Source organism: Labrenzia sp. OB1, from assembly GCF_001624695.1.
GTDB lineage: Bacteria > Pseudomonadota > Alphaproteobacteria > Rhizobiales > Stappiaceae > Roseibium.
The window spans coordinates 99,349-112,806 of the sequence record NZ_JSEP01000003.1; the positions used below are offsets into that span (position 1 = coordinate 99,349).

At 59.7% G+C, this 13,458-nt stretch carries 8 protein-coding genes and 1 tRNA gene; 2 read left to right on the forward strand and 7 right to left on the reverse strand.

What is annotated here, in order from left to right; translation table 11 throughout:
* Positions 1-52: 52 nt before the first annotated feature.
* From OA90_RS04965 to OA90_RS04980, 4 genes are all read right to left on the reverse strand, one after another.
* A complete protein-coding gene (locus OA90_RS04965) occupies positions 53-1,774 on the reverse strand; it encodes an OFA family MFS transporter (RefSeq protein WP_068408136.1) in 1,722 nt (573 codons plus the stop codon).
* A gap of 208 nt (positions 1,775-1,982) precedes the next feature.
* On the reverse strand, positions 1,983-3,965 hold the full coding sequence (locus OA90_RS04970; RefSeq protein WP_068408138.1) for a cache domain-containing protein: 1,983 nt from the start codon (positions 3,963-3,965) through the stop codon (positions 1,983-1,985).
* 3 nt (positions 3,966-3,968) lie between these two features.
* Positions 3,969-5,321, reverse strand: coding sequence for a sigma-54 dependent transcriptional regulator (locus tag OA90_RS04975; RefSeq protein WP_068408141.1), 1,353 nt, complete (start codon positions 5,319-5,321; stop codon positions 3,969-3,971).
* Positions 5,322-5,447: 126 nt separating this feature from the next.
* Positions 5,448-5,532, reverse strand: a tRNA-Leu gene (locus OA90_RS04980).
* Positions 5,533-5,823: 291 nt separating this feature from the next.
* Here OA90_RS04980 and OA90_RS04985 point away from each other — a divergent pair.
* On the forward strand, positions 5,824-6,318 hold the full coding sequence (locus OA90_RS04985) for a cupin domain-containing protein (protein ID WP_068408143.1): 495 nt from the start codon (positions 5,824-5,826) through the stop codon (positions 6,316-6,318).
* A gap of 122 nt (positions 6,319-6,440) precedes the next feature.
* Positions 6,441-8,006 (forward strand): CYTH and CHAD domain-containing protein, encoded by a 1,566-nt coding sequence (locus tag OA90_RS04990; protein ID WP_068408145.1) that lies wholly within the window; start codon positions 6,441-6,443, stop codon positions 8,004-8,006.
* Positions 8,007-8,126: 120 nt separating this feature from the next.
* Here OA90_RS04990 and OA90_RS04995 read toward each other — a convergent pair whose 3' ends face one another.
* The 3 genes from OA90_RS04995 to phnF form a co-directional block, all read right to left on the reverse strand.
* Complete coding sequence (locus OA90_RS04995) at positions 8,127-9,905, reverse strand: hypothetical protein (RefSeq protein ID WP_068408147.1); 1,779 nt, start codon at positions 9,903-9,905, stop codon at positions 8,127-8,129.
* Positions 9,906-9,920: 15 nt separating this feature from the next.
* Positions 9,921-11,789 (reverse strand): hypothetical protein, encoded by a 1,869-nt coding sequence (locus OA90_RS05000; protein ID WP_068408149.1) that lies wholly within the window; start codon positions 11,787-11,789, stop codon positions 9,921-9,923.
* Positions 11,790-12,570: 781 nt separating this feature from the next.
* The gene (gene phnF, locus OA90_RS05005; protein WP_068408151.1) at positions 12,571-13,311 is read right to left on the reverse strand and encodes a phosphonate metabolism transcriptional regulator PhnF; all 741 of its coding nucleotides are present in this window, start codon (positions 13,309-13,311) and stop codon (positions 12,571-12,573) included.
* Positions 13,312-13,458 lie beyond the last annotated feature (147 nt).

The window sequence follows — 13,458 nt, forward strand, 5'->3', positions numbered from 1 at the left end:
ACCAATCAGAAATGGGGTAAAGGGGCACCTGCGACGGCGCCCCTCCAAATCGTTACTCTACGGGAACGGCCCGCAGCTCCGCTTCATCGTGATGATGATGCTCCTTCACGGGGCTCATCATCAGGTTGGCGAAGAACGCGACCACCAGCAGCGCCGCCATGCAGTACATGGTGGTGTTGTAGAGGCTTGGCGTCGGGTCGATGGTACCCTCCGGTGCAATCTCCATCAGCTTGGCGATGGTCACCGTCTTCGCCGCCACCAGTTGTTGAAGCTGGGCGAGCGGCGCGCCGAACTTCTCTGCGAAGGCGGCCGGATCGACCCGGGCCGCCAGATCGCTGATCGCATTGTTCACCGAAAGCTGCCGGAGCGAGGTGATGGCCAGCGGCCCCAGCACCCCGGCGGTCGCCCAGGCGGTCAGCAGCCGGCCGTGGATACCACCCACGTGCATGGTGCCGAACATATCCGCCAGATAGGCCGGTATGGTCGCAAAGCCCCCGCCGTACATCGAGAAGATGATCATCGTCGCCGCATAAAAGCCGATCAGATAGATCAACGCAGGATTGGTTGCCACCGCCGACGCAAAATAGGGGATCGACAGGTACAGGGCCGTGCCCAGCACGAAGAAGCACATATAGGTGGCCTTGCGTCCGATATAGTCGGAGGTCGAGGCCCAGAAGAATCGGCCCACCATGTTGAAGACAGAGATCATCAGAACATAGGTCGAGGCGAAGCTTGCTGTGACCACCAGCGGCAGACCGGTGCCGAAGATCTCCGACATCATGGTCTTGGCAACACCGATCACACCGATCCCGGCGGTCACGTTGAAGCACAGCATGATCCAGAGCTGCCAGAATTGCGGCGTCTTCAACGCCTGATCGATATGCACGTTCTGCTGCGTGACAAGGCCCGAGGCCACCGGCTTCGGCTCCCAGCCCGCGGGTTTCCAGCCCACGGCCGGCACGCGATACAAAAAGGAAGCCAGGATCATCACCACAAAATAGACTATGCCCAGCGTCAGGAAGGTCTGCGCCGCGCCGGTATTGCCGGTGCCGACCACATAGACCCCGGCATCGCCGCCGAAGGGCGCTGCCTGCGCGGCAGTGGCGAGCACCACCTCGACCTTGCCGGCCGCGGTTTCGGCGAACACCCGGCCACCTTCAACCACGGTTGCGACAGCATCATGCGCACCGAGGTATTCCGGTGCCTTCTGGTAGAGGTTCAGCAGCCAGCCCTTGACCGGGGCCGCGATCATCGCGCCGCCGCCGAAACCCATGATTGCCATACCGGTCGCCATTCCCCGGCGGTCAGGGAACCATCGGATCAATGTCGAGACGGGGGAAACATAACCAAGCCCCAGTCCGCAGCCGCCGATCACCCCGTAGCCGAGATAGATCAGCCAGAGTTGATGCGTTGCAATGCCCAAGGAGCCGATCATGAAACCGCCGCCCCAGCAGCACGCAGCGACCACACCCACCATGCGCGGACCGACGTCTTCCAGCCATTTACCGGCGAAGGCGGCCGAAAGGCCAAGGAACACGATCGCCACCGAAAAGATCCAGACGACGGAACTGAGGCTCCAGTCGTCGGCGGCGGGCGCCACCACGCCAAGCTGGCGGGTCAGCGGCGGGTTGAACACCGACCAGGCATAGACCGAGCCGATGCACAGATGGATGGCGATGGATGCCGGCGGAACACGCCAACGGTTGAAACCGGGTTCGGCGACGATGTGGCTCTTGTACAAGAACCCCAGCGCACCGCTTGCAGCGTTGCTCATTGTTTCTCCTCCCTTAGATGCTCTCGGGAAAGCCCCCTCCATGGGCCTGACCCAAGCATGCAAAGCAAGAAAAGCCCGTGCAGACCTTGTGCTGTCAAGAAAAAATTATTATTTATATCAAATACTTAGAGGCAATCTTGTCTCGCTCGGCGCAGAATTTCCAGGCAGATTGCGCCATTCTATTCAGCAGCCGCACAATCGGCGCGCCTTATTGGGACAATTTGTCCAATTCGGGCTCTTGCGATTTTTTTACGGCGGGCAGCCCCACGCGGAAGCTGCTCCCCTTGCCGATGGTGGAGGTCGCGGAAATATGCCCTCCTACCCGACTCACGATCTGCTGACTGATCGAAAGGCCCAAACCCGTACCCTGCGCCTGCTTGGTCGTGAAGAAGGGATCGAAGATGCGCGACAGAATATCCGGGGCGATGCCAACCCCGGTGTCCTCGACAATCAGGACGACCTCTCCGGCATCGTCATGGGACTCGATCCGCAAGTCGCCACCTTCAGGCATGGCCTGAATCGCATTCAGGATGAGATTGACGAAAACCTGTTGCAACTCGGTTCGCGACATGTGGATTTTTGCCCGGCTGTTCAGGTTCACCTCGCAAGAGATCTCCGCAATCTCGATCTGGTGGTGGGTCAGAACAAGGCAGTCCCGCGCGACTTCGGTCGGGTCAATGTGGTTGTCGGCGCCCGAATATTCCTCGGGCCGGGCAAATTGCAGCAGTTTCGACACGATCACACTGATACGATAGACTTGATCGTCGATCAGGCGGAACTCCTCTTGCGCATGTTGCATCGCCTCTCCCAGATTGCTGCGCGCCAGATCCAGATTGCCCTGGATCACAGCCACAGGGTTGTTGATCTCATGCGCGACGGAGGCGGTGATTTCGCCCACCGCGGCCAGTTTTTCCGAGATGATCAGCCGCTCGGTGGTCTTTTCCAGGCGCTGTTTGGCGGCCTGCAATTCGCTGGTGCGCTCCTCGACCCGGTGCTCAAGCGCCTCGCCCCATTCCCGCAATTCCCGGTCGCGTTCCTCAAGGAGGCCAAGCAAGCTGTCGAAATGCCGCGCGACCTGTGTGATCTCACCGTCATCTTCGAACAGCATGTTGCGGGCGGTCATGTCGCCGCTTTCGACCCTTCGGATGGTGCGCATCATGCCTTCGAGCGGACGAAAGATATGCCCCGCCCACCGCAGAAAAACCGGAACCGAGGCCAGCGCTATCAACAGGAAGGCCACGGTGAGGGTTATGACGGAATTGCGCTTTGCTGCGCTGAAGGGCGTTTCAAGAAAGCCGACATAGAGCATTCCGACCGGCGCGCCAAAGCTGTCGATGATTGGCTCATACGCCGAGATATACCAATCATTCACGACAAAGGCGCGGTCCAGCCAGATCTCGCCTTCCTGCAACACCTGGGCGCGCACCTCTGCGGACACCCGCGTTCCAAGCGCCCGGACATTTTCGAACAGACGCACGTTGGTCGAGACACGCACATCTTCGAGAAACAGGGTCGCTGTGCCTTGGCTGCCCTCCGGCAGGCTCTGCTCGCGGTAGACCAGATCGTTGATCGTGTCGATGAAGTCGAGGTTCCGGTTCAGTAACACGCCCCCAACCAATGCCGCCCGCGTGCCGTCCGGCATGATCACGGAGGCTGCGGAATGGATCACCATACCCCGTGTCTCGACAGTGCGTTCCGTCGGCACGGCACCCTGCGTTGGAACGAGAGGGATTTCGGCCCGCGCGACAAGGTCGGGCGAGAGTGAGGCGAGGTCATCGCGCACAAAGATATCGATCGCACTTTGCCAGCGCCCAGCCAGGGCACTGCTGATGACCGGCCACTTTTCAGCCTCTGGCCCGTCGGACACGATACGAAGAAAATCCAACCCGAGCCGTTCTTCTTCTCCTGCAAGAAAATCAGCCCCGGCATCCACCTCAAGCGCCAGGCGTAACTCAAGAGAACGGGCGATCGCGTCAATCTGCTCACCGGAACTCTCGATCAACTTCGCCAAATACTGATCGGCGATAGTCAGGTCCCCGGTGACCTTGTTCACCAGCAGGGCATCAACCTTGCCCGACCAGCGCCAAATCGTGCCGCCCAGCAGAACCGGCAACAGGACCAGCATCGGCAGCAAGGCGATGACCAGCAGGCGCACTCGGACCGAGCGCATGATGGTTAGAAGACGCGACATGAGTTACAGACCCCAGACCGCGCATTTCCGATCAATAGTCTTGCGCGACAAGCCCAGACGCCTCGCGGCTTCCGAGCGATTTCCATCCAGCGCCTCGAGAGCAAGCAGGATCTCGCGTTTTTCCGTATCTTTCAGCGGCGCGATTTCGTCGGCCAATGCCACCTTGCCCAGGGTTTCCAGGGGAAAGCGTCCGAAGATCAACGCCCGCTCGACGAAATTGTGCAATTCCCGGATATTCCCCGGCCAGTCATAGCGCAGCATTGCAGACCTCGCGGCCGCGGACATCTCGACTTTCGGCAGGTTCAATGCCACCGAGATTTCGGTCTGGAACAGGTCCGCCAGCTCCAGAACATCGGTGCCGCGATCTTTCAAAGGCGGCATCTCGAGCTCGACAACGTTGGTCCGAAACAGCAGGTCTTCGCGGAACCGGCCCGCTTCGACCTCAACTTGCAACGGTTTCGTCGACGCAATGACGAACCGAAGGTCGAGCTGCACGTCACGCCCCGTCCCCATTGGCCGGATCACGCCGTCTTCCAGCACGCGTAGAAACGCTGTCTGCGCGCTTGCATTCAACTCACTCACATCATCGAGAAAGACGGTGCCGCCGGAAGCTTGAGTCAGCAGCCCTTCACGCCCTGACTGTGCCCCCGGAAAGGCGCCCGCGCCATGGCCGAACAACTCATACTGGATCATGTCCGCTTGAATCGCGCCGCATTGTATCGGCACGAAGGGAGCCTCGCCGCGCCCGGAATGACCGTGGATATGCCGTGCTGCCACTTCTTTTCCTGATCCGGACGGCCCGGTGATCAAGACAGGCGTGGTCAGCGGCGCGACTCGTTCCAGCAAATTCCGCACATCGGCAATTGCGCTGGACCTGCCGATCAGTTCCCGGCGGCGATTCCCGCTCGCCACAGTATCCAACTCACGCCTCAGAAGAGAATTCTCGCGTTTCAGCCGGGAAAGCTCGAGGCATTTTCGTATCGCGTTCAGAATCTGGTTGGACCGGAAAGGCTTGATCAGAAAATCAGACGCCCCGGCCCGCATTGCGTCTATAGCGGTCTGAAGATCGGCGTAGGCAGTAATCAGGATCGTGTCGGTGAACCCGCCATTCTCACGCTGATCCTGCAGCCATTCCAGGCCCTTCTGCCCAGGCATGATGTTGTCGAGTATCATCACGTCGTACTGGTGGGACGACAAGAGAGCTTCGGCGGAACGGGCGTCCTGCGCCTCGTCCACATGCCGGCATATCGGTTGCAGCGTCTTGACCAGGAAATGGCGCATGCCGGGTTCGTCATCAACGACAAGAATTCTCGCGCTGGCAAGCGGATTGCTTCGTTCGCTTGATCCAGCCTGCATCTGCCACCGCTTGTCCTATGACCCCACTATCGGGAAAGCCTAGCAAGAATATGCAAAAAGTTGCAAGGCTGGACTTGCAACGGAAAAATATACGCCTTTTGCAGGAAAACGGTGCAAGGTGAAAACTGGTGCCCCCCGCCGGAATCGAACCGGCACTTCCGAAGAAACGGGATTTTGAATCCCGCGCGTCTACCAATTCCGCCAGAGGGGCAACCGGCACCGGGAAGGGTGCCTATCATGGGCATTTGAGCGATGCAAGCGGTTCCATCGGAAACGGGACCCGGCAATACGGCAGAGCCGCTTTTCCGGTCGGTTCACAATCGGTAATTTCGACAATTTTAGTTTTCGAGAAAACCAAGTTTTTACCATGAATCAAGACAAATCGCAGTTTCCACCAATGGTCGAGGAGGATTCCGGATGGTTTAAGACTCCGTCAAAGGCCGTTTCATAGATTGATCGCTGATGGAGGAAGAGATGAACTATGGTATTCCGCGAGGATAGGATGACCGCCCAGACGGCCAACGCAGCGCGCATAACGGAGTTGAGAACGACGGGACAGCCGGTCCGCGCTGTTGCACCGGACAACTCCCTGTTCGCCTTTTCGTTTCTAAACAAGGACGCACTCAAACTGTCTCCGATCGAGCAGAGCTGGATTCTGGAAGGTAATCCCCAGGCACGTTGCGCCAACCTTTCCAGCTTCGGAGACGACTGGACTTTTGTTGATCACTGGTCCTGCACCTCGGGAAAGTTTCGCTGGCAGTATTTTTATGACGAAACCATTCTCATCATTGAAGGCGAGGCGTTCATCACGGACGACAACGGTGTGACTTATCACGTGGTGCCGGGCACAACGCTTTCATTCCCGGACGGCTCCGCCGCAATCTGGGAAGTCCCGTCCTATGTCCGCAAGGTCGCCTTCAACCAGAAGTCCGTGCCGTCTTATCTTCACAAGCTCTGCCGGTTGATCAACAAGATCCATCGCAACATCTTCACCTGAGTCTCCGGCCCCCCGTAAGCACGGAGGCGGAAGCTTCGGCCAGAAACGCTTAGGCGGCTCACAAAAGCGCAAATTGTGCGCTTTTTCTGGACAAGTTCATTTGGCTTGTCTAGAAATTTTGCATGAGCAAATCAGGACGTGAAATCGAGCTCAAGCTCGAACTGGATCCGACGGAGCAGGACGCGCTGAAAAGCGCCGGCACCATTGAAGGCTTCACCGCCGGACGCGCGGTCACCAGGACCTTGCAGTCGATCTATTTCGACACGCCGGACCAGGCGCTTCGCAAGGCGAAGATCTCCCTGCGGGTGCGCAAGACCGGCCGGAGCTGGGTGCAGACGGCCAAGATCGGCACCGGCGTCATGGCCGGATTGTCCACCGCGGTGGAAGCAGAACATCCCGTCAGCACCCGCGCGCTGGATTTTTCCGTCATCGAGGATGCGAACGTCCGGAAAATACTGGCGGAAACCATTGGCGACGCGCCTCTGGGCGAGTGTTTCGAGACGGTGATGAAGCGGACCACCCGTCAGCTCACCCGCGACATCGACGGCGCGCAGATCGAACTGGCGCTCGACACCGGTAACATCCTCGCCGGCAGCGGCAGCCAGCCGTTGACGGAACTGGAGATGGAGCTGAAATCGGGCCCGGGCCTTGCGGTCTTCGAGGCGGCCAAAGCGCTTCTCAAGGACACGCCTTTCCGGTTTTCCCCCTTCAGCAAGGCCGAACGAGGCTACCGCTTCGCCGAAGGCATCACCACAGCGGAGAGCGCACCCTATTTCGCCGGGCCGGTCGAATTCGCCTCCGGGATCAGCGCCGAGCTTGCCTTCCGGGACGTCTTGCGCTCCTGCCTCACCCAGATTGCCGAAAACCGGCTGGTGGTTCTGTCTTCCGATAACCCGGAGGGACCACACCAGCTTCGCGTCGGGCTGCGCCGGTTGCGCAGCGCCTTCCGGCTGTTCAGGCCGATCCTCAATCCGGTGACACTGATCCCTCTGGACGAAATGGCGCGTAAGATCGCCACCGAGGCGGGCGCCTTGCGGGATCTCGACGTGCTGATTGAAGAGATCGTCGCGCCGCTGGCCACCAGGGCGCCGGAAAGCCTGTCCTTCGATGCCCTGCTGGAGAATCTGAACGCCACACGGGGCCGTGACACCCGCCATACGCTGGAAGTGCACCTTGAGTCAGCCGAGGTGAACGGCTTCCTCCTCGACCTTGCCGCCTATACGGAAGGCCGGGGCTGGCTGGACCCCGAGAATTTCACACAGACCGAAAAACTGGCGCAGCCGGTTGAAGATTTCGCGGACAAGGCCCTCGCCAGGCAGTGGAAGAAAGTACTCACATACGGCAAGCGGCTGGAAGACCTCTCCATTCCCGAGCGCCATGAAATGCGCAAGGTCATGAAGAAGATGCGCTACGGCATCGAATTCTTCGGCTGCCTTTATCCCAAGGACAAGGTCAAGCCGTTCCTCAAGCGCATGAAGAAGCTGCAGGATATTTTCGGGTATCTGAATGATGTCGCCATGGCCGAAAGGCTGCCGCAGGCTTACACCGCCTCCGGTCCGCAGGCCGAGGCGGCACGGCAGGCTATCGGCTTCGTGATCGGCTGGCACGAGTGCCGCTGCCAGACCATGTGGCAGCACGCCAGGGGCTATTGGAACGCCACGAGAGAAACCCCTAAATTCTGGACCTGAAACTCGGCAGCTTGCCTCATCAGGGTCGGTCGATTCTCCGGCATTCATGTGAACGCCGGAGAATCCATGCGAGAATCGGTTGCGTCCCGGTCGAACGGTTCAAACCAAGCGCAAGGCGCGTCAGATCACGTCGAAGACATGGTCCAGCAACATGATGCCCAGACATCCTGACGGACTGAGCGTATGGGCGCTCAGGAGGTGTCCACCGATCGTCGCTGCGGCCACTTCCGGTTTTGTGCCTTCCGGAACGTTGTTGATGTTTTGAACCGTCAGATAAACATCCCACTTGCCGGGTTTCGACGTTGCGGGAATACGCACCGAGCCTCTGAAGCAGCATTGCCGGGCCTTTGCGGCATTCACCTTTATCCGCGCTTCCTGCGCATCCTTGAGGATCGCCTCAAGCTGCTCCTTGGGAAGATCGATCCGGAACTCACCTTCCCGGTCCAGGCCCTCCACGCAATATTCGAGAAGAACCGCCTCCCCGCCGCCACCGAGGACTTGCGTTGAGGAAATGCCATTGCCCTTGACGGTCAGCGTGTGAACGACTCCTTGCGTTCCGTCCGTCGCATCCTCGCCCACAAGAACGCCGCCGGCGAAGGCCCGCAGCCTGACCGGTTGACTGGTGTACTGAACGACTTTGATCCGCACCTCGGAGACAGGCTGGTGGCTGAACTGGATGCCGCGGGACGGCAGCAGCAAACCCTTTGCGGGTTCGCCCCAGGACACGATCGACATGTTCTGCTGCTGGGGCTGCAGATATCCGAGCCAATCGAAACTTCCCTTGTAGACGACTTCCTGGTTTTCCATCTCGAAGAAGCGGATGCAGTCCAGTTCGCCGTCCCCGCCACCGCCGAAAGGGTCCTCATCGCAAGGTACTGGCTGCAGGATCGAGCGCACGGCCGTGGACGGCTTGTCATGGGGGATCATGTGCGCAACGACATGATAGTCGTTGCAACTACGCGCCAGCTGATAATCCCAGATCGAGGCGAAGATTTCCGCCCGCTCACCCGGATCGTAGCTCGCCTTGTTGGTGACCACCTGCTTGCCGAGCAGGAACTGGGCATTCGCGACCTTCTCGCGTTCCTCATGAACCATAATCCGCTGATCGGTCTCCCGTTCGTAGCGCCAGATCGTCTCGGCACGGAACGGATACCCGGGCAGCGGCAGGTCGTAGTAGAGGATCTCGTTCGAAACACGTTCCCGTAACGTCTTCTCCCCGGCCGGGGGAACCGTTTCATCCTGGCCGCGGCGGGTCTGGTCCTTGTAGTCGGAGCAGGCTGCCGCAATCGCCGCCGCCGCCGCGCCGCCATAAAGGATGGCCGCGATGGGATCCGGGCTTTCCCATTCGATCAGCGACGTAATCAGCGGCCCGCAAGCCAGCACCTTCCCGATCGCCTCGACATGATCGCCGCCGGTCGGATGCCCGGGCTGGATGATCTGATCCCCAGCCGAACCACCATCGGCCCATACGTGCCAGTTCGACAGCCCGACAGGTGCACCTGTCGCATTGTCGGTCCCCAGAATACCGAGCGTGCCGTTGCCGTTGAACCACAGGACATGCTGCTCCGAATTCGAAGACGCCGGTCCACCGAGAAGCGGATCATACTTGCGCTCGTCACGCTGGCCGACCGAGTCCTTCACGTATTTCTCGTCACGCACATCGGTCGGAAAACCGTCGATCTCCTTCGGGATCGGTCTTGAGCCCTTTGCCTCGATGACCCGCTCCGAAGGCAGTTTTTCGTGAACGTGAAACAGGATCGCCAGTCCGTCCCTGGGCTTGCCGCCGCGGACGGGAGATCCGAAGCCGATGGCGATCACATTGGAATCGTCGGCATATTCTGCTCGCAACCGGCGCACACTCGCCTGAATACGGGCAACGGTTTCATTGACTTCAACCATCTCTCATGCCCTCCGTCAGATTGTGATGTTAAGGATACGCTGCACGTCTTCGAGCAGCGAAGCAGTGGCGTTGTCGCCCGATCCGTCGGCGGAACCGGAATGGTTCAGCCCGACCGGACGCAAAGTGTCGGTGTGTATCCAGACCGATCCTGAATCGCCCGGCTGGCTTGTCGGCTCGTCGAACGCCGGATCCCGCGTGATCTGCAACTGGTCGATGCTCCAGGCGGCTTCAGAATGCCCGGTCGGAGACAATCCGGTCACGATCCCGTGGGTAAACCCGGAGGTCGCGCCGGACTTGAAGACCTTGCGCTGCGGGTCATCGAACGGCAGGACCAGCAGGTTGCTGACCTCGGCGTGCGTCATCACATTTCCTGTGGCGGCGGTCACCATACCGTTCAGGACCGTCAGCGGGTTCAGGAAATCCTCGTCGCCCTGCGCGTCGAGAACGGTGTTCATCGCCAGTGCCCGATCCGTGTCGATCACACACAGCGCCGCATCGATATCATCCTGCTGGAATGCCCCCAGGGTGCCGATGACATTGTCCTCGTCCTGATAGGCAATGTCGGCGGCCTCGGCGATCATTCCCGCGACCAGGAGGATAACGGCAATGATGATCAGCAGCACCTTCCACCAGGGATCGTCATAAGGCAGGGGCCCGTACTGGCCTTCGAAAGGTTCTGAAGGCGTCACCGTGTAGTCGAACCTGGTGGGAAAGGCGAGGAAGGGCGGATACTGCCATTTCCCGTCTCCGGGAAACCTCGGATCGCGGCCGCCGCCCCACGGATCGGTGGGGTCGTATCCACCACCGCCGCCACCAGGAAAGCCCGGCAGATCCTTGCAATTGCAGTAGCAGGCAAGCAGTTTCTGGATCAGGCAGGGATCGATGTCCTTGCCTTTCAGGAGCGCTTCGAGCGCACGGCGCAGTTCCCTGGCGCCGGGATTGCGCCGCCGGCCTCCGCCCCGCGGTTTCTCCCCGCCGCCCTTTCCGTCCGAGCCGTCCAGACGCCGGCGCTTTTTCTTGGCGGTGACGCGGTCGATGGCGACTTCGCGCAGCTGGACGCGAATTTCACCTTCCTGCACCTCCGAAACGATCTGGCCCGTTGTCTCGTCAATATAGGAAGAAGACACGAATATCTGTTTGGTCTTGAACCGGCGGGGATCGCCGGGATCGGCCATGCCGGCTCGGTTGGTCACCGAAAAGGTGATCTCGTGCTTGCGGGGCGACGCTTCACGCACATCGATCTTGAAATAGAAGACCCGGGAGCGGCCCGGCTCCAGCCCCTCCAGGCTGATACCGGTTCCCGACAGCTTTTGGCCCAGCATGTCGAGTTCGCTTTGCGTGAAGCTGTCGATCACATCGATGCCGCGCGCGGTAAGCTGTGCACGGCTTTGCGGAGTGATATCGATCGCGTGATCGGGTCCGAAGGCGAGCCCCCAGTGATTTTCCACCCGCACGCCCATGTAATAGACACCAATCGCCGTCTCGAAAATGCCGTCGGGCATTTGCCCGAGATCGAGAATACGCACCGCAAACGGCCTGACCGGGATATCGAAGAGTGTGTCCCCCTGCCAGCGCGCGTCCCATTCGATGTCCTCGAAGTCGAGTTGCGGCAGCGGATCTTCCGCTCCGATGGTTGCCCTGATGTCGATACGGTCCGGCGCCGCATCGATCATCATGTCCGATTCCAACCATGGCTCGCCGGCATTCTCGCGGTATTCCGCCCGCAATTGCCAGTTTACCCCGTCAACGACCTTGGCCGGACCGACAACGCCGTCAAACGTGCCGCCGCCCGAGGACGCCCCTTCGATCACATACCGGTTTTCCCAGTTGTGTATCGCCTTGACGACCTCAAGCCGCCATTTTCCGTATAAATTGATTGCCATTGAAAACCTCCAAACTGCAGTCAAATTCCTGCTTCAGGCCAGGCGCGGGCCTCGTCGGAACATCTTGCGAAACGTTCCTTTGCGGCCGGGTCGCGACTGGTCTTCCCGGAGTGATCCCGTATTGTCTTTAACCGGCCCCCATGCGGTTGATCGCGCATGGCCGTGTCATAAAAATCGACTGCGGGACCTGGTTGGTCTCACCCTTTGCGGTCTGGCAAGATCGGCGGACATCCGGGCGCAATAGACCGGCCGCCTGAAAAGTTGATCGGCTTTAAAGTGTCAGAACATCTTGTATGTGTGCAATTGAACGCAGGATGCCCCGATCAACGGACGCCAACCGAAACCGATTGAGCGACCGCAAGTTGATCGATCTTTAAAGTGCCAGACCACAATCTATTTCTGTCTTTCTGAAAATGTTTCCCGGCTCTGCTTCGACCCGGTTTTTCGTTTCGGCGGTCCACAACCGCCATTCAATTAAAGAGTGTTAAAAATAAACAATACACGCACACCATGCCGCTTCATTCGGCTTTTGTAAAGCCTCCGCATAAACGTCCAATGTCCAGCCAGACGATCGCAAGCCAGACCGGCACGCTGCCCTCACCTCTTCATCGGACGGATTTCAAGGCAAAAACCCGCGCAGGATTCGGACTAAGGTATTGAAAGATAAATTAAACAAAGCGCGCGCCAGCAAACGCATCAGATATTCAAAATTGACGAAAGATCACGTTGAGTTGGTCATCAGGCGACTGGAACTTTCCTGAAAAGGCGCCGGACCGGCCACTCACTCCGCCTCATTCACCACAAGCTGCACCCGGTCCGCAGCCACCCGTGCCCGCGTGTACTGGATCGGACGGCCTTCCATGTCGAGGTTGACGCTTTCCATGATCATGACGGGCTGGCCCAGCACCATGCCGAGTTGGCGGGCATCGGCGGGGTCGACAAGGTCGGCGGTGATGCGGGTTTCCTGGCGTCGATAATCGGTGATCCCGGCTCGGGCCAGGGCCTTGGTGATGGAGCCGCTGTCAGCATAGTCGGCGACGAAATTCGGCACCCGCGCCTGTTCGAACCAGCTTGTGGCGATGATCATCGGCACTCCATCGGCAACCCGCAAGGCTTCCACCCGGGTCAGCACCGTGCCGAGCGGCACGTCGAGCCGGTTGGCCAGCAGCGCATCGGCTTCCTCGGTTGCCGAGCCGATGATGCGGCCGTCCGGTGCCCGATCCTGGCCGGAGACGATTTCCGAATACCGCGTCCGCGGCCCGATCGGATAGGTGAGTGGCGTCGAGGCGACGAAGGTGCCCCGGCCCTGGTCGGCGCGCAGAATGCCTTCGCCCGTCAGCGCGGCGATGGCGCGGCGCACCGTGTGGCGGTTGACGCCGAACCGGCTTGCCAGCTCGGATTCCGGCGGCAGCCGGCTGCCTCTTTCAAACACACCGCTGACGATCTCGGCCTTGAGCGTTTCCATGATCTGCCGCCAGACGGCGATGCCCGCGCCGCGGTCGAGTGTGCTGTTGGTCGTCATGTATCCGTCATCAAAGTTCGCTACCAAAGAGTCAATCGGATTATTTATATAGACAAATAGACGAATCAAGACTAGAGATTTCAGAAAGCATCACGCCCCCTTCAGGCGGTTGCCCCCGGAACCTCAGTGTTCCGGACAACCGCCAAG